Annotated in this window: 16 protein-coding genes; 4 read left to right on the top strand and 12 right to left on the bottom strand. The window is 51.7% G+C overall.

The genetic code is table 11. From position 1 onward, the window contains the following. Window positions 1-180: 180 nt before the first annotated feature. From H6G89_RS15040 to H6G89_RS15005, 7 genes are all read right to left on the bottom strand, one after another. Window positions 181-2,709, bottom strand: coding sequence for a glycogen/starch/alpha-glucan phosphorylase (locus H6G89_RS15040; RefSeq protein WP_190507695.1), 2,529 nt, complete (start codon window positions 2,707-2,709; stop codon window positions 181-183). 155 nt (window positions 2,710-2,864) lie between these two features. Further along, complete coding sequence (locus H6G89_RS15035) at window positions 2,865-4,499, bottom strand: alpha-D-glucose phosphate-specific phosphoglucomutase (protein WP_190507693.1); 1,635 nt, start codon at window positions 4,497-4,499, stop codon at window positions 2,865-2,867. Between the two features lie 365 nt (window positions 4,500-4,864). Further along, window positions 4,865-7,246, bottom strand: coding sequence for a phosphoketolase family protein (locus H6G89_RS15030; RefSeq protein ID WP_190507690.1), 2,382 nt, complete (start codon window positions 7,244-7,246; stop codon window positions 4,865-4,867). A 344-nt stretch (window positions 7,247-7,590) separates the two neighbouring features. Beyond that, window positions 7,591-9,984, bottom strand: a complete 2,394-nt coding sequence (locus H6G89_RS15020) for a molybdopterin-dependent oxidoreductase (protein ID WP_242059953.1) — start codon at window positions 9,982-9,984, stop codon at window positions 7,591-7,593. 403 nt (window positions 9,985-10,387) lie between these two features. Continuing rightward, complete coding sequence (locus H6G89_RS15015) at window positions 10,388-10,618, bottom strand: hypothetical protein (RefSeq protein WP_190507688.1); 231 nt, start codon at window positions 10,616-10,618, stop codon at window positions 10,388-10,390. Between the two features lie 433 nt (window positions 10,619-11,051). After that, on the bottom strand, window positions 11,052-11,384 hold the full coding sequence (locus H6G89_RS15010) for a hypothetical protein (protein ID WP_190507686.1): 333 nt from the start codon (window positions 11,382-11,384) through the stop codon (window positions 11,052-11,054). Between the two features lie 57 nt (window positions 11,385-11,441). After that, the gene (locus H6G89_RS15005) at window positions 11,442-11,960 is read right to left on the bottom strand and encodes a YcjF family protein (protein ID WP_190507684.1); all 519 of its coding nucleotides are present in this window, start codon (window positions 11,958-11,960) and stop codon (window positions 11,442-11,444) included. Between the two features lie 22 nt (window positions 11,961-11,982). Here H6G89_RS15005 and H6G89_RS15000 point away from each other — a divergent pair, with 22 nt between their 5' ends. Further along, window positions 11,983-12,312 (top strand): hypothetical protein, encoded by a 330-nt coding sequence (locus H6G89_RS15000; protein ID WP_190507682.1) that lies wholly within the window; start codon window positions 11,983-11,985, stop codon window positions 12,310-12,312. Between the two features lie 138 nt (window positions 12,313-12,450). Here the strand turns inward: H6G89_RS15000 and H6G89_RS14995 are convergent, their stop codons facing one another. Next, on the bottom strand, window positions 12,451-12,723 hold the full coding sequence (locus H6G89_RS14995; RefSeq protein WP_190507680.1) for a hypothetical protein: 273 nt from the start codon (window positions 12,721-12,723) through the stop codon (window positions 12,451-12,453). A gap of 422 nt (window positions 12,724-13,145) precedes the next feature. Next, window positions 13,146-13,988, bottom strand: a complete 843-nt coding sequence (locus H6G89_RS14990) for a hypothetical protein (RefSeq protein WP_190507678.1) — start codon at window positions 13,986-13,988, stop codon at window positions 13,146-13,148. Between the two features lie 625 nt (window positions 13,989-14,613). On the opposite strand from H6G89_RS14990, the gene H6G89_RS14985 reads away from it, so the two are divergent. Beyond that, window positions 14,614-14,814, top strand: coding sequence for a hypothetical protein (locus tag H6G89_RS14985; RefSeq protein WP_190507675.1), 201 nt, complete (start codon window positions 14,614-14,616; stop codon window positions 14,812-14,814). A 114-nt stretch (window positions 14,815-14,928) separates the two neighbouring features. On the opposite strand, the gene aroB is transcribed toward H6G89_RS14985, so the two are convergent. Next, entirely contained in the window at window positions 14,929-16,026 is a 1,098-nt protein-coding gene (gene aroB, locus H6G89_RS14980) for a 3-dehydroquinate synthase (protein WP_190507674.1), read from the bottom strand. A gap of 111 nt (window positions 16,027-16,137) precedes the next feature. On the opposite strand from aroB, the gene petL reads away from it, so the two are divergent. Further along, window positions 16,138-16,233 (top strand): cytochrome b6-f complex subunit PetL, encoded by a 96-nt coding sequence (gene petL, locus H6G89_RS14975; RefSeq protein WP_190507672.1) that lies wholly within the window; start codon window positions 16,138-16,140, stop codon window positions 16,231-16,233. Between the two features lie 177 nt (window positions 16,234-16,410). Here petL and H6G89_RS14970 read toward each other — a convergent pair whose 3' ends face one another. Beyond that, complete coding sequence (locus H6G89_RS14970) at window positions 16,411-17,991, bottom strand: B12-binding domain-containing radical SAM protein (RefSeq protein ID WP_190508045.1); 1,581 nt, start codon at window positions 17,989-17,991, stop codon at window positions 16,411-16,413. Window positions 17,992-18,291: 300 nt separating this feature from the next. Between H6G89_RS14970 and H6G89_RS14965 the strand changes: the two genes are divergently transcribed. Next, a complete protein-coding gene (locus H6G89_RS14965; protein ID WP_190507670.1) occupies window positions 18,292-19,926 on the top strand; it encodes a glycosyltransferase family 39 protein in 1,635 nt (544 codons plus the stop codon). Between the two features lie 244 nt (window positions 19,927-20,170). Here the strand turns inward: H6G89_RS14965 and H6G89_RS14960 are convergent, their stop codons facing one another. Then, entirely contained in the window at window positions 20,171-23,935 is a 3,765-nt protein-coding gene (locus H6G89_RS14960; protein WP_190507668.1) for a choice-of-anchor D domain-containing protein, read from the bottom strand. Window positions 23,936-24,270 lie beyond the last annotated feature (335 nt).

Here is a 24,270-nt window from a genome sequence, read left to right as displayed (position 1 = left end):
GGGGTGATGGGGTAGAGGGTGATGGGGTAGGGGTAGGATTCGGCAGGCTCACCAACAGGGGGGATAGGGTGATGGGGTGAGGGCTACGCCACGCTTTGCAAGGGGGTGATAAGTGCTGTACAGATGCGATTAATCGCGTCTCTGACTCCCTTACACCCTACACCCTCACTTCCCTTCTTCCTATTCCATTAAGCCTGCTTTGGCTTGTACGTATTCTTCTATCTGGACTTCAACAGGTTGGGCGTGCCAAATTTCCTCGCAATATTCGCGGATAGAGCGATCGGAGGAGAATTTGCCGGTGCGGGCAGCGTTCAGGATGGACATCCGTAACCAGCGATCGCGATCGCGATATGCCTCAGAGACTTGCGCCTGACAGTCTATATAAAACTGGTAGTCTGCCATCAACATATAGGGGTCGGAGTTGAGTAGGGATTCGAGCAGAGGGCAAAACAGATTGGTGTCGCCGTGGGAGAAGTGCCCAGAGGCAATTAGATCAATCACTGCCCGCAGGTCAGGATTGGAGTGGTAATAGTCGCTGGGATGGTAACCCCGTGATTTGAGAGCCATCACCTCATCTGCATTGAGTCCAAATAGGAAGAAATTGTCGGCTCCGACTTCTTCACGAATCTCGATGTTGGCTCCATCCAGGGTGCCGATGGTGAGTGCCCCGTTCATGGCAAATTTCATGTTGCCTGTGCCAGAGGCTTCTTTGCCTGCGGTCGAGATCTGCTCAGACAAATCCGCTGCGGGATATACTCGCTGACCAAATTTGACGTTGTAGTCCGGCAAGAAAACCACTTTGAGGCGATCGCGCACATCGGGGTCTTGATTCACCACTTCCCCAACGGAGGTGATGAACTTAATCATCAACTTCGCCATGACGTAGCCCGGAGCCGCTTTCCCCCCAAAGATGAAGGTGCGGGGGACAATGTCGAGGTCGGGGTTCTGCTTTAAACGGTTGTAGAGCGTGATGATGTGCAACACATTCAGGTGTTGCCGCTTGTATTCATGAATCCGCTTGACCTGAATGTCGAACATGGAGTCAGGGTTGACCTGCAATCCGGTGGTCTTGAGGATATGTCCAGCCAGATTGAGTTTGAGTTCACGCTTAATCTGTCCCCACTCTTGCCGGAATCCCGGATCGTCGGCAAAGGGTTCCAGTTGTCGCAGATCGTCTAAGTGTTTGATCCAGTTGTCGCCAATGCGGCTAGAGATTAATTGGGTCAGACGAGGGTTACTCAGTACAATCCAGCGGCGCGGCGTGACCCCATTCGTTTTGTTGTAGAAGCGTTCGGGGAAGGTGTCGTAGAAATCCTTGAGAACGGTTTCTTTCAGTAGTTCGGTGTGCAACGCAGCCACGCCATTAATGGCATGACTACCGACACAGGCGAGGTTTGCCATCCGGACATAGCGTTCTCCGGTTTCGTCAATCAGCGATAGTCGGCTGACCCGACCCATATCGTTGGGAAACTTGAGACGAACGGTATCGAGGAACCGCCGATTAATCTCAAAAATGATTTCTAAATGACGGGGTAGCAAGCTACTAAACAGCGGTAATCCCCACCGCTCTAGTGCTTCGGGTAACAGCGTGTGATTCGTGTAACTGAGGGTATTTTGCGTAATCTGCCACGCCTGATCCCACCCCATACAATGCTCATCGATTAACAGCCGCATCAACTCAGCTACGGCGATCGCCGGGTGGGTGTCGTTCATCTGGAGGGCAAACTTTTCGTGCAGGGTTTCCAAGGGGTGACTACCCCACAGGTGTCGCCGAATCACATCCTGCAAAGAGCATGAGACAAAAAAGAACTGTTGCTCTAACCGCAGTTGTTTTCCTCGCAGTTGCTCATCGTTGGGATAGAGCACTTTGGTAATATTCTCAGAGACAATTTTGGTGTCAACCGCTCCATAGTAATCTCCCCGGTTAAAGGCAGCGAAATCAAAGGATTCAGCCGCCTCCGCTTTCCACAACCGCAACGTATTAGCCGTATTGGTTTTAAATCCTAAAATTGCCGTGTCGTAAGGAACACCCATCACGGTTTGATGCGGGATCCAGCGGACTCGATAGCGTCCGTGTTCGTCGGTATAGGGTTCGGTGTGCCCCCCAAACTTCACCTGAGCGGCTTCTTCGGTGCGGGCGATCTCCCAGGGGTTGCCATAGCGCAGCCATTTGTCGGTGATTTCGACCTGCCAGCCATCTCGAATTTCCTGGTCAAAAATGCCGAACTCATAGCGAATCCCATAGCCGATCGCCGGAATATCTAGCGTTGCCAGCGAATCCATGAAACACGCGGCGAGGCGACCCAAACCGCCATTCCCCAACCCTGGTTCTTCTTCCTGCTCGATCAGGTCATCCAGGTTGATCCCCATCTCATCCATTGCCTGTCTGACCTGGTCATAAATTCCCAGGTTGATCAGGTTGTTATTCAATTGAGGACCCATGAGAAATTCGGCGGAGAGATAGCCGACCACTTTGCCCTGTTTCTGATGAGCTTGAGTGGTGTTGAGCCAGCGGCGTAAGAGGCGATCGCGCACGGTATACGCCAACGCCATGTAGTGGTCATTGCAGGTGGCGATCGCCGGAAACTTGCCCTGAATGTAAAACAGGTTATCGGCGAAGGCACGTTTGAGGGTTTCGATGCTGATCCCGGTGCGATCGTCTTCGACACGCACCGCTTGAGGAGAGGGAGCTTGAATAGGCGGATTCATAAAACGTCCTCGTTGAGGGTGGGAGCGGAAGAGACACGATTAATCGCGTCTGTACTACACGTCTGTACTACAGTGGTCTGCTCAAGGCTCTAGGCACCCCTACCTTTTAGCCTGTATCCTTTTCCGCGCCCACCACCTGTCGGAGGAAGCGGAGATCAGGTAATCACAGTTGGTTTATCCATGCCAGTAGTGGCGCGGAGTTGGGCGACCTCCTCAGCGATCGCGATCAGATCTGCCAGTGCCACTTGAGGATCTTGATCCTGTTTAGCGGGATCAGGTTCGTAACTTTCCAGATAAACCCGTACGGTTGCGCCCTGAGTCCCGGTTCCTGACAAACGGAAGACCACGCGAGAGCCATCTGTAAAGCCAATCCGGATGCCCTGCTTTTGACTCACGCTGCCATCGACCGGGTCGGTATAGCTGAAGTCATCGCCATACTCAACGGTGTAGTTACCAAAGGTCTTACCCTTGAGCGTGGGAGCCAATGAGCGCAGATTGGTCATCATCGTGTTGGCGCGATCGCTGTCTACCCCTTCGTAGTCGTGGCGAGAGTAGTAGTTACGCCCATAGGTTTTCCAATGCTCACGCACGATCTCCTCGACAGGTTGTTGCCGCACCGCCAGGATATTGAGCCAGAACAGCACCGCCCACAGTCCATCCTTTTCGCGGATGTGATTGGAACCTGTGCCAAAGCTCTCTTCGCCACACAAGGTTGCTCTGTCCGCATCCAGCAGGTTGCCAAAAAACTTCCAGCCCGTGGGGGTTTCATAGCAATCGATGCCCAGTTGAGCCGCGACGCGATCGGGGGCTTGACTCGTCGGCATAGAACGGGCAATTCCCGCTAAGCCGTTGCGGTATCCGGGAACCAGCTTGGCATTCGCCGCAAGAATGGCGAGGCTATCGCTGGGGGTGACAAAAAAGCGTCGCCCTAAAACCATGTTGCGATCGCCATCTCCGTCAGAGGCGGCTCCAAAGTCAGGCGCATTGTCCCCGTACAGAACCTCAACCAGGTCGTGGGCGTACACCAGGTTAGGGTCGGGGTGTCCACCGCCAAAATCTTCTAGAGGAACGCCATTTTGCACCGTTCCCGCAGGAGCACCCAACTGTTGCTCAAAAATCCGATGAGCATAGGGACCTGTCACCGCGTGGAGTGAATCCATACACATGCGGAAGCGTCCACTAGTCAACAACTCTCGGATGCGATCGAAGTCGAACAACGACTCCATCAACTGGGCGTAATCGGATACGGAATCAATCACCTCGACGGTCATTTCGCCCAGCGTCAGGATGCCAGTTTTGTCGAGGTCAATGTCGGGTGCATCTAAAACGAGGTAGCGATCGATGGTTTTGCTACGCGCATAGATGGCTTCCGTCACCTTTTCTGGCGCAGGCCCACCATTGCTGATGTTGTACTTAATGCCAAAGTCGCCATCCGGTCCGCCGGGGTTGTGGCTCGCCGATAGGATAATGCCGCCAAATGCCCCGTATTTACGAATCACACAGGACGCTGCTGGGGTAGACAAAATGCCGCCACGACCCACCAGCACCCGACCAAATCCATTCGCCGCTGCCATTTTGAGAATGATTTGAATCGCCTCACGGTTGTAATAGCGACCATCCCCACCGACAACCAGGGTTTGCCCTTGATAGCCCTCTAAACTATCAAAAATGGCTTGCACAAAATTCTGCAAATAATGGGGCTTTTGAAACACCTGAACCTGTTTTCGCAGTCCAGAGGTTCCTGGTTTCTGGTCTAAAAATGGCTGTGTAGCAATGGTTTGTATAGTCATAGGGACACTTGGAGAAAAGTTGACGATTCGTTCTGCGTTTCAACCCGTCGAATTGCAGCCCCTCCACTACAAAACCATAGTGAGGTTAAGGGGGTGTAAATACGAGAGAGCATCCCCATTTTCAGCTAATTTGTCCAGTTTTAGTGAAGGAGTAGGGAGTGGGGGAGAGACGCGGTTAATCGCATCTGTGCAAAGTGAGGGAGTGAGGGAGAGATGCGATTAATAGCATCTCTGCAAAGTGGAGAGTAGGGGAGATACGCGATTAATCGCGTCTTTACGGTATCGCGTCTTTGCGGTTTACCTATCACCCCTCTAACCCCTTACCCTTTCACCCTTCTACCCCATCACTCTCTACTCCTCTAACCCTAGTAGTTCCACGTCCAATCGCGGATCTCAGGCATGTCATCGCCATACTGAGCGATGTAGTGCTTGTGCTCGATCAGCTTGTCATGCAGCATTTGCTTCACATGAGCAGCGGTATAGCGCAATTTGGGAACGCGATCGATGACGTCATCCACCAAACTAAAGCGATCGACTTCGTTCAACACCACCATGTCAAAGGGAGTCGTCGTCGTTCCCTCTTCTTTGTAGCCGCGCACGTGCAGATTAGAGTGATTGGTGCGGCGATAGGTGAGGCGGTGGATCAACCAGGGATAGCCATGGAAAGCAAAGATAACAGGCTTATCCGTCGTAAAGATACTGTCAAAGTCTTTGTCGCTCAAACCATGGGGGTGCTCACTCGCAGGCTGCAAGGTCATCAAGTCCACCACGTTGACCACTCGTACTTTGAGATCGGGGAAGTGCTGACGCATGATGTCAACAGCAGCGAGTGTTTCCAACGTAGGAACATCCCCTGCACACGCCATCACAACGTCAGGTTCTTCACCCTGATCGTTGCTTGCCCAACTCCAAATGCCGATGCCCTTGGTGCAATGCTTGATGGCATCATCCATGTTGAGGAATTGCAGGGCAGGCTGTTTCCCCGCTACGATGACGTTGACGTAGTGGCGACTCCGCAGACAGTGATCGGTCACGGAGAGCAGCGTGTTGGCATCCGGCGGGAGATAAACGCGGATCACCTCGGCTTTTTTGTTCATCACATGGTCAATAAAACCAGGGTCTTGGTGAGAAAACCCGTTGTGGTCTTGTCGCCAGACGTGAGAAGTCAAGAGGTAGTTGAGGGATGCAACGGAACGCCGCCAGGAGATGTGGCGTGTGGTTTTGAGCCACTTGGCGTGCTGGTTAAACATTGCATCGATGATGTGGATGAACGCCTCATAGCAGGAGAATAGCCCGTGTCGTCCGGTCAGCAAGTAGCCCTCTAACCAACCCTGGCAGGTGTGCTCACTGAGGATCTCCATGATGCGACCATCAGCCGAGAGGTGATCATCGTAGGGCAACGTTTCCGCCACCCAGGTGCGATCGGTCGCTTCCATGACATCGCCCAAGCGATTCGATGCCGTCTCATCGGGACCAAAGAGTCGGAAGTTTTTGGCGTCGAGGTTGCACTTCATGATGTCGCGCAAAAACTGCCCCATGACGCGGGTCGCTTCTGCAAGCTTGGTGCCGGGTTTGTCAAACGTCACGGCATACTTGCGGAAGTCGGGCATTTTGAGGTCGCGCAGCAAAATACCGCCATTGGCGTGGGGGTTGTCGCCCATACGGCGCGTACCAATCGGAGCCAATTCTGCCAATTCGGGTAAGAGTTTGCCCGTTTCGTCAAACAGTTCCTCTGGTTTATAGCTCTTCATCCACTCTTCGAGCAGACGGATGTGGTCGGGCTTCGTTGCCAATTCTGCAAACGGCACCTGGTGCGATCGCCAATAGTCTTCTGTTTTCTTGCCATCCACCTCTTTGGGACCTGTCCAACCCTTGGGCGATCGCAGGATGATCATCGGCCACTGGGGACGCTGACTAAAGCCATTCGTGCGAGCATCGTTCTGGATTTCTTTGATTTCGCGAACCACCACGTCCAGCGTTGCCGCCATCAGTTGGTGCATCGTTTCAGGATCGCTGCCCTCGACAAAATAGGGCTTATAGCCGTAGCCAATGAACAGGTTCTCCAGTTCCTCATGGCTGAGTCGAGCCAGCACCGTTGGGTTAGCGATCTTGTAGCCATTCAAGTGCAGAATGGGCAACACCGCTCCATCATGCACCGGGTTTAAGAACTTGTTGGAGTGCCAACTGGTTGCCAGTGGACCCGTCTCCGCTTCACCATCGCCTACTACGCACGCGGCGATCAAATCGGGGTTGTCAAACACTGCACCGTAGGCATGGGAAACGGCATAGCCGAGTTCTCCACCTTCATGAATTGAGCCAGGGGTTTCAGGGGCAACGTGACTGGGAATGCCACCCGGAAACGAGAATTGCTTAAACAGCTTTTGCATTCCCTCGGCATCTGGAGAGATGTTGGGGTAGTACTCGCTGTAGGTGCCTTCTAGATACGTATTGGCGACCAATCCCGGACCACCGTGACCCGGTCCTGCGATGTAAATCATGTCGAGATCAAATTTTTTGATCACCCGATTTAGATGCACGTAGATGAAATTTAAGCCAGGGGTAGTGCCCCAGTGACCCAATAGTCGGGGTTTGACGTGTTCGAGTTTGAGCGGCTCTCGAAGCAGGGGATTGTCAAGCAGATAAATTTGACCAACAGACAGATAATTTGCTGCCCGCCAGTAGGCATTCATCTTCTGCAATTCGTCTGATGCCAAAGGCTTAGTTTGAAGCGGAGTTGCAACTGTCATAAGGAGAAAGGGTAATTGGGGATACGGTCAATTTGAACGTGATCAACAACGAGTCTCTAGCTTCCTTTTAACCGACTTCTCACAAACATCTGATGCAATTCAGGTAAACTTAACGTTTGTTTTAAGAAGTAATTCAGAAAAGGAAATTCGCTTTTTGAGCAACAGTTTAAGGAGTTGTCAATGGCTTGCTATCTATCGTTGGAGCGATCGCACCTTAAGTATCACTAGAATCTCTCTCTAGTTCTAAGATCCCCAGATTCGTTAAATTAGGCTTAATTTTTGAGCTAATTTCGTTGATGTCGCACCTTTGAAATTAGATTTTAAAACTGCATAAATGGGCACATTTATGATGCTTTATGGTGTTTATTAATACTTTCCAATTGCACAATCGCATTGTAGTCAGGAACACCTTCTTGCGATCGCTTGCTGCGGTCGAGTAACCCATTTCCTTCGGGCCAGTGAACCTGCAAGTTACCCGGTTTCAGCGTCGCCAGAAACACTCGTCCCTCAAACTGCCCTTGTTCGTTCGTCAACCGGATGCGATCGCCCTCCGTCAGTCCTAACGCCTCAGCATCGGCATGGCTCATGTAAATCGCATCTCGAAACGCCCCCGTGATCATGTCCTTCTTAGCCTGTACCATGCTGTTAAATTGCTTACCTCGTCGCGTCGTCACCCGGAAATAGCCCTCCGGCAACTCCCGCTGAGGTAAGGACAACGGTGTGAAGTGTGCCTTGCCATCCGCTGTAGCAAAGTTCCAGCCAAAGCAAAGATGGGAACCCCCATATTGGAACTGATCCCCCGCTTCCTTAAGGTGTTGAATCCCGGCATATTGGGGAATCACCTGAGCGATCTCCTCCCGAATCGCCTGAGTGGTAGTAAAGAAAGGCTGAAGGCTAAGAGATGAAGGATTAGAGCAACCCCCACTCACCACTGACGACTGACGATTGACGATTGACGATTGACCATTGACCACTGACGGTTGACCATTGACCACTGACGGTTGACCATTGACCACTGACGATTGACCATTGACCACCCAATCCCCATCCATCTCCCACACGCGCTGCGCCAACTCCGTAAACACCTGCCATTCGGGTCGTGCCTCCCCAATCCGAGGACCGGGAATCTCAGGGCTGAAGATCACCCGTCGCTCAGTGCTGGTTTCCGTTACCCCACCAGGAATCTCGTAGCGAGTCGTCGCAGGCAAAAGAATCACCGTATCTGCCGGATCGATCAACATCTGACTAGAGCAGACGATATCCAGATGCACCCGTAGCGGCACTCGCTCTAATGCCTGCTGCACATAAGCCGGATCAGGCAACACCTCCAAAAAGTTACCTCCGATGGAGCACAACACATCCAGCTTGCCGTCTGCTGCCGCGTGGATCATTTCAGTCGCCGTTAGTCCCGCTGTCGTGGGCACTTCAAAGCCCCACTGTTCGCTGAGACGAGTCGCATTCTCTGGGGTAATTGGCTTGCCCCCCGGCAACACGGTGGCATAACAGCCCATCTCGGCTCCACCCTGCACGCCAGAGTGTCCCCGGATCGGCATCAACCCACAGCCCTCGCGCCCCACAAACCCTTTGGTCAGTGCCAGGTTGATGATGGCGCGAACGTTATCCTCACCGCACTCATGCTGAGTGATCCCCATACTCCAGACAAAGACTGCCTTTTGCGCCTTCCCGACCATCTCGGCAAAGCTCAGCATTTCCTCGCGGCTTGCCCCTGACCAGCGTTCTAACTCCTCCCAGGATTGGGCATCGAGGATAGCTTTGAGGTCGGCGAGTCCTGTAGTGTGGCGATCGCAAAAAGCCTGATCAATCCAGCCCTGCTCAATCAGGTGCTTGAGCGTGCCATTGAGGAAGGCAATATCACCTCCCACGTTAATCAAGAAGAAATCTTCAGCAAACTTGGTACCAAACAGCGCACTTTCAGGAATTGAGGGCACCCAATAGCGTTCCATCCCCGGTTCTCGGTAGGGATTGATCACCACAATCCGCGTCCCCGCTTTTTTTGCCCAGTGCAGATACTTCACCGTGACAGGTTGGTTGTTGGCGACGTTAGACCCGATGAAGACCAGCAGATCCGTCCCAATCCAATCTTTGTAGGAACAGGTCGTGGCTCCTGCCCCAAGCGTGGTTTTGAGGGCAGCGGTACTGGGGGAATGGCAGATTCGAGCCGCATTGTCGATGTTGTTGCAGCCCATCGATCGCACTGCTTTTTGCACCGCATAGTAGGTTTCATTCACGGTGCCGCGACTGGTGATGTAGCAACCCAAGCGATCGCGTGGCGTGGTGTGAATGTGAGTGGCGATCGCCTCTAGAGCCTCACTCCAGCTAATCCGTCGAAAGCCTTTGTCGCCCTTTTGCCGCAGCATCGGATAGGGCAACCGTCCCATCTCGCGGAGTTCTGCGCTGGATTTGGTTCGTAGCGACTCGACATCTGTCAGCACAGTCGGATCAAGGGCAGGCATGGTATTCATTCGCAATAAGCGCAACCGCACATTGCACACATGCAAGCCATCCAACGTCCAGTCCTTCATGCCCGTCGTGCCCAGCGCACACCCGTCGCAGACTCCCTGATTGAGAATATTCCAGGCATAGGAGAGTTGATCGCGGTTTTGCCAGATGGCGCGAAACACCTCCCAATAGTTGTTGGGATATTGTTCTCCGAGTCCAAAGGGTTTCCAACTTGCCCAGAGATGGGGAGTCCAGCGTTTGGTTGGCTTTGGCAACATAGCGAGTTGTGGGGAGGTAGATGGGAGTGGGGAATGGGGAGCCGTTCGACAAGCTCACCACCCAGACGGTAGGGTGCTGTTAGCGTTAGCGTAACGCACCATTGGAGCGAAAGCTGAGGCATATAGTATGCCACATCCCTACAGAAGCCTAATTCCTCCAGATTTAGATATTTAAACGGCTTCTTGATACTCTCTTATGTAGTCAAGCGATCGCGCAAACCTTACAGATAAACCTGATCACCATCAAAATTCTCATCACCCAACAAACTCAACAGGGCGATCGCTACTGACTCTGCTGACGGTTCAAATCAGTGGCAGCAATTAACCTCGAACTCAGACCGAGATTTTACAGTATTCCGTCTCCATGACTTGTTAGACTTTGCGATTCATCAATTACAAAGCTCTACTGACCTCGCCTTGGCTTGCAATCTACAAAACCTAACACCTCTGAATCAAGGAAACTTGCGACCCCTTGCGGGTATCTCGAAGAGCACGCCATCTCAAGCACTGCTTCGATGGGATATTCAATCTCAGCAGCACGATCAATGAGAGCAGTACGAATTCGCTCAGGCAATCGCCCCAAAATCACCTCTGCATCGGCTGGAGAGAGTTGCTCTTGAAGTTTGGCTTGCATAAATATCAGGACGCGCAGAAATGCTAATAACCTTACAGCTTAATGGTTGGCATTACTCAAAGGGTGTGAAGGCGATCGCTGAAGCGTGTGCAGTAAGTGGATAATGAGTTGTTGGGTTGATTAAGGAAACTCAAGCTACAGGCGATCGCACTGCTACAGACCATCTTTGCACCATCCCCGATCGCAAGTCTTCGGCAGTTGGGCACGTAATCGCTTAATTAGGCATTAATGTAAAGGATGCTCACTAGAATGGTGCGTTTGCTTAGCAGCAACGCACCCTACAAGATTGACGATCGCACTGAGTTTAATTAGACAGCACATTTTAGATTTTCTAAATGTTAAGGGCAAACTAAATAATTTCCCATCACTTTAGATCATCTCTAGCACAATGGAAAGCTAATTTTAAGAGGCTGAGTCACGCTGATAGACTTAGCTATGTTTCTTCAACCGTATGTGGATCTTGTGCATTTACCCAATCCTCTCTAGTCTTATAAACTTGCCCATGAGCATCTTGGTAAGGGTTGGTCACAACAGTACCATCTGGGAAAGTCGCTGTTCCACTAACTGGATCATAAGTCCCTGTATCGGAGGAGCTTCCAAAGCTTGGGCTAACTTGTGGATGTAGGGAACTAATATCATAATCAGTATCAACATCGTGCTCAGGAATGTCGTGGAATGTATCATCATGGACATCAAAGTCATCATGGACATCATGATCATGTTCTCCCATGATTGCTCCTACAAGGGACATAAAGCTTCTCAACATACTAGGTCTTCTCCTTGTTAATTTATTTAGGACAGCAGCAAGAGAACTATCAACGACTTAACCTCGATTTTTAACTTTTTGCTTGCCTTCTTCAAACCTAGATTTGAAAGATTTCTCTAATTCGGATTTTGACATTTTCTTGCCTTTAGCAAAGTAGTCCTTTGTGGTATATCCCAAAGCATATGTGACTGCTCCAGAGAGAAGTGCGTCTAGTGCCATTCCAGCAACGGTCGTACCTCCCAAAGTGATCACACCTACTCCTTTTAAGACTTCAGCAAAAAACTTTAGCCCAAGAACAGATGCCATCCATGTCCATCCGACAGCACCAAAAATCTGTTTAATTAGTTTACCGGCATCTTCCTGAGATAAGTGGTACTCGTAAATACCTCCAAGAAAAACAACCATCAAAGTGTTGACACCAGCAAATGTCCATATATTGATGCCGAGAGGTACTGCACCCATCCCAGCGTTAGCTAAAACAGCAACCCAAATGACACCATCTGCCTTACCACCTTTATCTTTTGCTTTGTCTAACTCTTCCTCAAACTTTTTTCGCAATATTTCTTCTGGATTCATATTTTCGTTCCTTTGCAAAAAAATGAAGCATCGCCCTAACCGATCACACAAGCTGTCTAACGACCCTATTGAGCGGCAACAAACATCATCAAAATGTAGTGAGAAAGCTCTGTTCGCCGCCCCAACAGGATTGTTAGCCCTCTTGTGCCAAGCCTACTATGGTGTTGTATTGCTCTATAAGCTCTCAGAAGCAGCTCTCCCAAAGAGTCATCTCTTGCCAACTAATTTCCAACCAAACCATCCAAAAATTACCTCGCCAGAAGCGGTGCAAACAGCAGGAGCGGCGATTGGGGCAAATGCCGCTGTAACAAGACATGTTGTTCAAGAAACAAAAGCTACGTCAGCAGTTTAACCTGCTCCTTTAGCAAAACCATCGACAAAGTCTTCTTCTAGGGAAGCACAAGCAGGGGCAGCAAAAGTTGTCAGAAAAACGCACAAGACAAGAAGGACTGAAATCACACTTCTACGTAGACCCTTAATTTTGTCTCCTTTATTCATTCACCGCTCGCAACGCGCGAATACGCTTCTCTGATCTTTCTGGTTGATCAGATAACAAACGTTGCTCCTCCTGCTTGCCTGCTAAGTAGGCATGCGCGGCAACATTTTTGCAATCTTCGCTAGATCCTTCAAACTCAATCTCTTGACGATATGTATCCGTAATCACATCTCCATTGTGCTTTTCTGTGACGCGACTCCGTTCATTAACGATCCTGACTTTTCTAGTTTCTTCAGACTTCCTATCGTTTCTATTGAAGAGTCCCATTTTAATTCTCCGCAAACGATTAAAACATTTCTAACATCCCCTATTCCGTATCTCAATCAGTCTTTGGGCAGATTCAACTTGAAGATCTAATCCAGTGTAGTGATTTGATGACATCATCTGACTTAACTTCATCACTGTCGCAGCTATTAATTCAAAACGGTTCAATCTTTACAGAATAATTAGAAGGACTATGGCTACTTAATATCTGAGGGCTAACGGTGAAATTGTGCGGCGGCAGATAGCCTTGAACTCTAACCGATAACCTTTGTACCGTCCGCACCAACGCAGTGTCAGCCCACGCCCGTACAGAATTCTTGCTGTTTCTACTTTTACTCCTTTAGGTCAACCTGATCTTTTCGACTTCGCGTCCACCTGCAAGAAATTGTTAGGCATATTGCAAGATACAGAAATATTGGGTCATGCTACCTATCTTGATTGCCGGAACCAACTGCTGGTGCGATATTTGGTTGACCGATTTCTTCTATCTGAAACACATGCACTAAGTACAGATAAAAGAAGCCAATAGAGAAGGCGAGTATGAAGATACCCAAGATAGATGAAGTGATTTCGACACCTGCAGGACCTAATTTGAGGCTACCCTCCGCTTGATCGCCTTTCTTGAACTGAATATAAGACAGATAAAGCCCAAATCCTAAAATGGTCAGTACAACAACAAATAAAATGTTGTCTTTAATGAGTTGAAGTTGAAACGTAGCTTTACGATGTTCCAGTCCCCAAAGGTAGTACTTGTCCAATGCTGAAGCCAGTTCTGCTAATTGCAGGGTAGGAGATGTAACCACCGTTTCTGGTGAGGAAGAAGACGCTCTCGAAATACTCGTAAGCTCTTCCCCATTTAAATCGGATGTAGCACTTCCTGCATTATCTTCAGCAGATCTTTGGACTATATTTCCCTGTTGCTGTGACTCACGCAAAGACCTAATTTGCGCTTCTATCGCAGCTAGCGAATCTATCCTGGGTCCTGGTGCAAATATTGCTGGTCCTTCATTTTCCTCTCGCTCTAATTCCTTTTGCTCTAACTCTTGAAAAGCCCTAATTTGCGCTTCTATCGCAGCTAGCGATTGTACCATTGATTGTTGCTCTTGCTGTGCTGCTAGCGCGCGTCGCTGTTCTTGCTCTGCTACTTGCTTCAAACGGAATTCTATCCATCCCAACCAACTTAGTACAAAACTTCCACAAGCAATTAGTAAAGCTGCAATGACAAGCTTTTTTCTAAGAGCTTCATTAGAAGCAGGCTGTTCAGTCAAGATTCTAGCTCCAAGTCTCTGAAGATTTTCATGGAAGTCCCATATCCATTGCAATCGATAATACAGGCAGAGGGACTCAGCATATTGAGGCAGGCTAACTATTAATAGAATGAAAGTTTACGTCTAAGATCCTAATTTAGGGTGGACAGGTAGACTAATTCGACATAACACCCAAATTTACTACTCGTGAAGATTAATTCTGAATAATAGGCGGATTAAGCTTAATAGCGAGAATCTTTCCGCATATTTTTAGATTCCTGATGAGGGCAAGCAGATCCAAAGCAATGATTCAATTCCCATCGTGCTGCTTTGCAGATACCGCAAGGGTCGCCCCTAATTCCCTTCATACGCTTGTCTACGGTGCGAAGCAGTTCCCCCTTGCGGGGTAACCGCCCTTTCGATTATTCTATGAAACACTGGATTTCCAGTGGACAAAGCTTAAGGTGAGGATAACGCTGATTAGGAGTGTAGCGAGCACTCGCTAACCAGCTAACCTAACTCCTGAATGGAGCAGGAGGCTAGGCTGTGTTGATTTTAGGTCAATTGCCTTGCTGACGCAAAACGAGTGGTTGGGAAACCACGCCTTAAGCTGTTCTTCTCTACACCCAACAGTGAGGCAAATAGTATGACTACAGAGTTTAATGAACTGCTGCCCGTTCCGCCTGCCGAAAAAGTGCAGATTTGGATTATTGGAACGCGAGAGCAGGTGAAACACACGATCAACGAGTTTTATGTGAAGCAACTGGTGAATGACCGTGTTCACTTTATGCCGATCATTCCTGCACCGTTTGCCCAGGGCAAGTTTATGAGTGTGTTAGAGCGATAGGGACAGGTGTGTTTAGATCTGCAACTTCTTCAAGAAGTTGCAGATCTAGAGTCTGTTGGAGCGATGCGAAGCAGTTCCCCCTTTGGGATAATCGCCCAACCCTCCAGCAAAACCTTAGGACTCCATCTGTTGCAACACACGACGGATCACATCAGCGGTCGCCTTATCAGTGACGATCGCCTCTCCAATTCGAGTCGGCAACACAAACCGCACCTGTCCCGACTGCACTTTTTTGTCGCTTTGCAATGCGGTGATAATCGCCTCAAGATCCATTCCGGATGGGAGTCGAGTCGGCAATCCAGTTTTCTCGATCAGGGCGAATTGGCGTTGCGTCTCGGTGTCACTCCATAAACCCAGTTCCACGGCAATCTGACCTGCGGCGACCATGCCGATCGCCACCGCTTCCCCGTGATTCACCACGCGATAGCCCGTCAAACTCTCGACCGCATGACCAATTGTGTGACCGTAGTTGAGGATGGCGCGTAGTCCCGCTTCCTTTTCGTCTTTGCTGACCACATGCGCTTTTGCCTGACAGGAGCAAGTGAGGATGGATTGCATCAATTCCGGTGAGATGTACCGCTGCTGATCCAACCGTTTTGCCTGTTCCAGTTGCTCAAACAAGTCAGCATCCCAGATTACCCCGTACTTAATCACCTCTGCCATGCCAGCACGAAACTCACGCGCCGGAAGAGTCCGTAATAATTCCGGGTCGATCAAGACCAGGCGTGGCTGATGAAACGCACCAATCAGGTTTTTGCCATTGGGATGGTTCACCCCGGTTTTGCCCCCAATCGAGGCATCCACCATCGCCAGCAGGGAGGTCGGCACCTGCACAAAGGAGATGCCCCGCAGCCAGGTTGCCGCCGCAAACCCCGCCATATCCCCAATCACGCCACCTCCTAAAGCAACGATCGCTGACGATCGCTCCAATCGTTCTGCCAACGCCACATCATAGACTTTTTGAATCGAGCCGAGGGTTTTGTAGCGTTCCCCCGCAGGCAACAAACAGGTCGCCACCTGAAACCCCGCCCCTTCTAGAGCGGCGATCGCCCGTTCCCCATACTGCTTAAAGATCCCCGGATTCGACACCAACAACACCCGTTTGCCAATCTTGAGCGGTTGCATCCAGTTGCCCAAATGATCTAACCCACCAGGGGCGATCGCGATTTCGTAGGACTGGTTAGGTAACTCAACCGGGATAACAGACTTCATGGGTAGCAACCAACTTCAGAAAACAGACCCTCATTATCGCATTTGCCAGGAGGCGATCGCGAAAGAACCACTCATGATTCAATAGGAATAGGACGTAATAGAGGTATAGAAATGGCTGGAGCAGTTACATACGTGATTTTAGTGGGCGGTGCGACTGGATTGGCGATCGGGCTATATTACACCCTGCGTGCCGTCAAACTAATTTAATCAAAACCCTTTACAATACAAAATTCCCGGAGTCTCAAAGATTCCGGGGATTTGTTATACCGATTTAGCCTGTGATGGCTACACATAACCCCACCGCCTATGGCACCTCCCCTTACCAAGGGGAGGTTGGGAGGGGTTCGTGTCTTCAAATCAAGTTGGTATTAGTTTTAGTTGAATTTAAGCAACCGCTTTGACCGGATCGGGCTGTTCGGTCTTGAGCCGAGCTTCTTCCTCCAGGTACTCCTTGAGTTGAGTCTCGATGTTGTCGCGCACTAACTGGCGGTAATACAGGAAGTGCTCCGCATAGGCGCAGGTGGCTAAATAGCGGTTCCAGACGCCAGGATTGTTCTTGAGAATGCTGAACAAGTGGTGCCAGAACTTAAAGCGAGTCTTTCGCACGACACCTTGCCGCCAAGCCAGGACAAATAATGCCCGGATGTGAGCAGGCTTGAGGATGCCGAGCGATGGTTTTTGGCGCGGAGCACCCATCATCATGAAGTGACGGTAGGTGCGATCGAGGTATTTCACCGGGTCGTACAGTTCCCACCAGGCATCGACGAACTCACGGGCAATGTCTTCGAGAGGACGAGTGGGGATGAAGTTCATCAACGTGGTCTGGTTGATGTTGGTCAGCTTATCGCGCAGACGACCTTCTTTCTTCAATCGGTGATAGAGGGCTGTGTCAGGCAACGCCTGCAACATGCTGAAGATAGCTGTGGGAATCGTGGTCTGCTCGGCAAACCGAACGATGCGATCGCCTGCTCCGGCTTTCTCACCATCAAACCCGATGATGAATCCGGCAAACACACGCAACCCTGTCCGCACGATCTTCTCAACGGCTTCGTTTAGCGGGTCACGGGTATTTTGGAATTTCTTGGTGACGGAGAGGCTATCCTCATCGGGGGTTTCAATGCCCAGGAAGACGCTGCCGAAGTTGCAATCCATCATCAAGTCCATCAGTTCCTGATCTTGTGCCAGGTCAACGGAGGCTTCAGTGGTGAAGGCGAAAGGATAGTTGTGCTCTTTCTGCCAGACTTTCAACTCGTGCAGCAACAGTTTTACGTTGCGTTTATTGCCGATGAAGTTGTCATCCACCATGAAGATGCCACCGCGCCAACCCAACTCATAGAGAAAATCGAGTTCCTTGAGCAGTTGTTGGGGGGCTTTGGTGCGGGGTTTGCGTCCGTAGAGCACGATGATGTCGCAGAACTCACACTGGAAGGGACACCCGCGTGAGAACTGGATGGACATGCTGTCGTAGGCATCCAGATCGAGCAAGTCGTAGCGAGGCACCGGGGTAATGGTGACATCGGGTTTTTCGCCACCAGAGCGGAAAGTGCCACTGGTTTCACCCTTGGCGATCGCCTCAACAAACATGGGCAGAGTAATTTCGCCTTCGTCCAAAATCAGGTAATCTGCGCCGGCTTCTTCGGCTTCGTGTGGCAGAGCCGTAGCGTAGGGACCGCCCACCGCCACTCGCTTGCCACGACGCTTGGCTTCCTGAATCTGTGCTAAAAAGTCTTCTTTCTGGACAATCATGGCAGAGACGATCACGAGATCCGCCCATGCCCACTCAGCTTCTGTCACCGAGCGAACGTTGCGATCGACCAGTTTAAATTCCCATTCTTGTGGCAAGATCGCCGCCACTGTAATCATTCCCAGTGGAGGCATGAATGCCTTGCGACCTGCTAATTCCAAGGCTTTTTCAAATGACCAAAAACTTGGAGGGAATAAAGGGTAGAGCAGTAAAACGCGCATCAAACACCTAGCCTCACACTAAACAGTAATAGCCCAAATTTCATCTGAGCTTATCATGCTCTTGCAGTGAGGAGCTTGTTATTTATGAAGAAAGTTTACGAACCTCCATCTCTAGTGGCGATTCACTCCAGAGATCGGGTTAGTGACGAACGTGAATGTTGACTGCTTGGCTTAACCCAATTAAACACCAATATGAACCATAGAGAGATGACAATTACACGATTGCTTTGTGTACCAGAGGAACTGTTTATGTGAAACACACGACTACAATTGGGTCGATATTGCCCCCTATCGCAAATCATGTCTACAGAGAGTTTTCAGCCTTTTACTGCAAAGCCTGTCCCTGCGCTCCTGAAGTGGACGGTTCTCGTACTGTTGGTCATTGGTATCCTGTTTCGATTTAGCCATCTGGATAGAAAAATCTACTGGCATGATGAAGTCTTCACCTCAATGGAGGCAACGGCTCACACGGGATCAGAATTGAAGGCGGAGATGTTTACCGGACAGGAAAGAAATCCTGCTTCCTTGCTTAGCTACCAGCAGATTGATCCCAACCGGACATTATCCCAACTGATTTTTGGCTTAGGCAGCGAAGATCCCCAGCATCCTCCCTTTTTTTATCTGTTAATGCACTTCTGGATGCGGCTTTGGGGCGATTCGATTGTCGTAACTCGTAGTTTTGCTGTTCTCTTGAGTTTGCTGGTTTTTCCGGCGGTGTATTGGCTGTGCTGGGAGTTGTTTCAGTCGCCACTGGTGGGATGGGTGGCGATCGCCCTGTTAGCTATTTCCCCGATTCATCTGGTCTATGCTCAGGAGGCGCGAGAATACAGTCTCCTCACGGCTCTGACATTGCTCAGCAGTGCAGCGTTGTTGCGGGCAATGCGGCTCCATCAATGGCAGCACTGGGCAGTGTATGGCGTGACTTTGACGGTGTCATTTTATACGGCTGTATTTTCGGCATTAGTGGCGATCGGGCATGGGCTATATGTTATTTGCCGTCAGCCACTAAAGATATGGCGGGTCGAGGATGGTTTCCAGATGCAGTGGCAGTTGACCCGACGGGCGATCGCATTTCTGATCACAGGGGCGATCGCAGTTGTTGCATTTATTCCCTGGCTCTACTTTCTAGTGCGCTATCTCAGTGTTTTGAAGGCGTCTGCTGGTTGGGTCACGGTTTCCCTGCCGATTGATATGACCGTCAGAATGTGGCTATTCAACTTGACCCGTGTGTTTTTTGATATGGGTGCCAGAGCCTCTGCCTCCGATCTATTGCTCCACGGGTTTGCCATGGTTCCCATTTTGCTCCTGGAGATTTACGCGCTCTATTTCCTGGTCAGGCACGCTCCAAAACCAGTTTGGTTGTTTGTTGTGGCGTTATGTATTGGCACGTCGCTGCCCCTGGTTGTGCCGGATATTCTGTCAGGGGGACAGCGATCGACCGTGACTCGCTACTTGCTGCCCTTCTTTTTATCGCTGCAACTGGCTGTGGCGTATCTGATTGCTCATCTGTTGACCACTACAAAACGCTCTTACCAGGCGGTTGGAGTAGTGCTGTCGGTGGGGTTGGCGATCGCTGGCATCGTTTCTGGAGGCGCACACTTACAAGCCAATACCTGGTGGAACAAAGTCATGAGCTATCACCACCCGGAGATCGCTCAACTGCTCAACAGCAGTGATTCTCCCCTGCTCATCACCGATAGCTATGGCTATAACCCAGCCAATTTGGTGTCCCTCAGTTACCTCCTCAACGAAACCGTTACCTTGCTGCCATTCCAGGAGTTTGGTATATCCAAGGAAATTCCGGCGATCGCTGATTTATCGCGACCCCTATTTCTACTCAACCTGCCAGATTACTTTAGGGACGAATTTACAGCCCAATATGGGGGGCAGTTTGAACTGGTCGTTGGCGAGCTTTGGAGTTGGCAACCTGATTGAAGGGAAGTGGAAGAGTGGGGGGTGGTGTTCCAAACCTGTTGATAACCTCTGTAAGACCCCCTGTAGTCCCCCTTGGTAAGGGGGACGGCGACAGCCGGGGGTTAGTAGCAACAGATCTGAAACACTACCGAGTGGGGGAGTGGAGGAGTGGGAGAGTGGAGGAGAGACGCGATTAATCGCGTCTTTACGGTTCACCTATCACCCCTCTACCCCTTTACCCCCTTACCCCTCAACCCCATCACTCCTACTGAAAGTCATAACAAGTGAAGTAATACCAGGGAGACGGTTCGCTCGATCGCCCCGCTCCATCGACCGATCGCACCATCCATCGCCACTCATAGCTCTGATATTGTGTCAACCAGGAAGTGATATCGGTGCCAGAAGGTAGGGATTCCTCAAACACCGTCATCCAGTCCTGATATTGATTTGAGAACTGTTGCAGGGTCAATACGTCTCTCCCAGAACCGCTTGACTCCCAGGTGAGTGGCGTACTGTTCTTGCAGGACAACAAATCGGGTGCGGCTCCGCGATTGGAGCTACCCGGAGAGATTAACTGAGGGGTGGTCAGAGGGGCGCCGGGTTCAGGTTGTGCGGGAGGGTCATCGGCTGGCGTCACCTGGACGGTTGTTTGAGCGGTCACTTCCTGTCCGTCTGCGCCGATCGCCGTCAGGTTATAGGTGGTCGTTTGACCGGGTTCCACCGTCACGCACTCCTCGGTGGCGGGAGCAACGTCGCCAACGCCTTCAATCACGACCTGGCTTGCATTGGCAACGCCATAACAGAGTCGCACCGATTCACCTGCCCTAATCTGGGAATCAGTTGCCGCAAAGTTGAGAATTGTGGGCGAGGAGTCACCGGATGGAGTGGGGGTCGCTGCTGTAGAGGGCGATCGCTCCAACCCTACACCACTGAGTGCGATCCGCCTTGGGCTACCGGAGGCACTATCCCGGATCACCAGGTCAGCCTGGCGATCGCCTGCTGCACTGGGGCTAAAGCGCACGGTAACAATACAACCGTCATCGGCGAGGATGGGACCACCCAGGCAAGTGTTCTCGGTAATCGCAAAGTCTCTGGGGTTTTCTCCGGCGATCGTCAGGTCGTCAATGTAGAGGGATGCTGTACCCGTATTAGCAATCACCAAGGGTTTCTCAGCGCGTGTCTCAATGCCTTGCGCCCCAAAGTACATTTCGCTCAGGCTCAGACTCACTCTGGGCACTGCCGCCAGAGGGGCAGATGGAGGAGCCGATGCGGCGTTGGGGGTGGTTTGAGCGGTTGGTGCAACTCCGGTGCCTCCCAATGGGATGTTCCAGAAAGGCGGTGGTTGGTCGGGCAATTCTCCGGTTGCCAATAGCTCTGATTCTCCTTTGGCGGTGATCAAGACGCTGGCACGCCGATTGGCGAGAGCTTTGGGCATAAAAGACACCTGAATGCGACAGGTTTGCCGGGGTTCCAGGGTCAGATTCACACAGTTGGTTGTGCTGACAAAGTCGGTGGCTTGCTCTCCGGTAACGGTGACTCTGGCGATCGCCACTGGCTCTGATCCCGTGTTGGTCACCATGATGGATTGCGATTTGCTGGCGGTGTTGAGAACCTGCGGTTCAAAGGTGACGTTACCGGGGGCAAAGCTGAGCACAAAGGGACTCGTTGGTGGTGTGCCAATGCCGCTTAACAGCAGTTCTTGAGGATTATCCCCGGCACGGTCGAGGATAAGCACAGTGGCGAGGCGATCGCCTTCGGCTTGGGGCGTAAAGGTGATTTCAACGGTGCAGTCATCGTTGGGGGCGATCGGCGCAGCGGTACAATCCTCCGTGACCTGGAAATCGTCTTTGCTGTTGCCGGATGGCGTAATGCTGGTGATGTCTAACGGTCGTGACCCGGTATTCGTCAGGCGTATGGTCTGACTTGTGCTGGTCGTGTTGAGGGTCTGTTCCCCAAAGCCGAGACGGGTGGCACTGAGGGAAAAACTGGCAGGTCGTGGGAACGGGTTGAGCAGCAAGAGCATTCCGGCGATCGCCATTCCCAAACTACCGACTACAATCGCGACTTGAGTCGGGAACCGACGTCGTTGCAGAAGTCGGGGAGGGGAAGCCGCGACTGCAACGGGATCAACCTCCGTGGGCAGGGTCAGCACCAACTCCAGATTGTGACGGGTAGCCGCACCTCCAGGGCGATCGCCCAGAGAGTCGCGCAGTTGCAACGCTTCTGTTAAGTAGGTATGTGCCGTCAGGGGATCGTCCAGCAACAGAGCACGAGTTCCCAACTGGTGGAGTGCTGTTGCCATGGCTGCTGGATCTTGGAGCGATCGCCCTGCCTGCAACGCCCATTGCCACGCCTGCTCCCAGGCACTCCATCGACCTGTCGAGAGCAACACCGGGTCGAGAGCCTGTGCCAGTCGCAGCACTACGTTGGGTTGTTGGGTGGTCATCGCCAACCGCAATACCTGCAACAACACCTCCAGTTCGGGCACCAGAGCATCGGGCTGAGCTTGCCGCTCTAACCAACGATAGAAATAGGTGATCACCCGCTGTGTCCACTGGCTCAAATTCCAGGCGGGTCGCAGGGCAGCGACGACGGGCTGTGACAGGTAATAGCGAGCCTTGTCGTTGAGTACCAGATAACGTCGTGTCAGCGTGGCGAGAATGGTTTGAATGTTAGGCAATCCGGTCAGGGCTGCCAGATGCTCCATGCGGACGGAGATGCCATCCAGCACCACCAACACCGCCAGCACGCGCCGCTCTGCCTCTGGCAAAGACACCGCCGCCTTGAGTGGCAGAGCATCCACTGAGGGAGCCAGACGCAATCGCTGGACTAACACTGCCAGGGTTTGCCCCTCCTCGCGCACCAGTGCTGTCAGTTGCAGAATCCGCAGCGGGTGCCCCTGCACCAGATTGCACAGCACCTCCGCATCTGGGCGTTCGTCGGCGGTCCGCGATCGCCCCAGTCCTCGTTCTACCAGTGTCAGGGCATCGTTTAACGGCAACCCTAACATCGGCATGGCGTTGACCCGATTCCACAACTGCCGCTCCTGACTCGCCGAGAGAATCACTAATCCGGGTAGAGTGTGCAGTTGAGCCACCTCAGATTCAGGCAAATCCACATCATCTAAGACCGCCAGAGCACGATGGCTCTGAAACGCCTGACGCAATTCATCGGCGGTGGGGCGGGTGGGGAGCGTAGTATCGCACTCAAAGAAGGCATCGAATAACGACTGCAACAGGTCGCTGGCGGAGTGGAACCGTCCACGCTGATACACGATCCCATCGCGAAAGGCACCTGTTAGCTCGGTGTGGTGTGCTAGCGATCGCAATAGAGCCGTTTTGCCCGACCCCGTTTCGCCAAAAAATGCCACAGAGGAACCCGCCAGCAATGCGGCGATCGCCTCCTCCCGCTCAAGCTGGCGATCGAGCAAATCGGGGAACGATTCGCTACCCTGGGCTGGCGTCAAAACCTGGCGCGATCGCACCACCAGTCGCCGAAACCCTGGAGCTAGGTTGACTACCCCGCCATGGGAGGTTTGGTGCAGCAATTTGTTACCGACGGCTACTCGTGCGCTATTTTCCAGATCGGGTTCCAGCCAGGTTGCAGGCAGTTCTGCGACGGTTGTCTTGCTGGTTGACTCTGCTCCGAATGCTTGCGATCGCTCTATTTCACCGCCATAGTGGGGGACAATGCGATCGCCTTCCACCGTGGCAGGGCTTTCCAACACAATTTCCTGTTGCCACGCCTGGGTTGACTGATCCTGTGCTTTTCCGTAGAGCACCACGGCCCGAATCGCCTCGGTTCCCAATTGGTTGATGCTCTGCCGGATAAACGGCACTACGGTTTCCTGATCCGGTGCCTGCGCCGACTCCAACACCAGATGCAGCCGTTCATCCTCAACCGACACGGCTACCACATGAATGTTCCGAGGTTGCAATGCCCGATTGACCAAAGCGGCGATCGCCTCTGCATCACCCTGCTTTGCTAACTGCAAACTGTTGATAAGCGTAGTCGGCACTCTTGCCGTCATGATGACAACCCTTGTGAAATAGCTGTAACACTGGCGGGAACGCAGCTACCCGCTCTTTTTTATAGTTAGAGAAAAATTTCCACCCTGGGCGATCGCATCACCCATTTAGTCCTCTACGGCAGCATTACCCCCGCATCCGGATGAAATTAGGAGGTGATGGGGTGACGAGGTGACGGGTGACGGGTGACAGGGTGACAGGGTGAAGGGGTGACAGGGGAATAGAGATCCGTAAAGACGCGATTAATCGCGTCTCTCCTCTCCTCCCTTACTCCCCTACTCCCCACTCCCCACTCCCCACTCCCTACTCCCCAGTGATCTAAACTGACAGCAGTGCC

This window comes from Oscillatoria sp. FACHB-1407, from assembly GCF_014697545.1.
Taxonomy (GTDB): Bacteria; Cyanobacteriota; Cyanobacteriia; order Elainellales; family Elainellaceae; genus FACHB-1407.
This window is presented reverse-complemented; position numbering and strand designations above follow the sequence as displayed.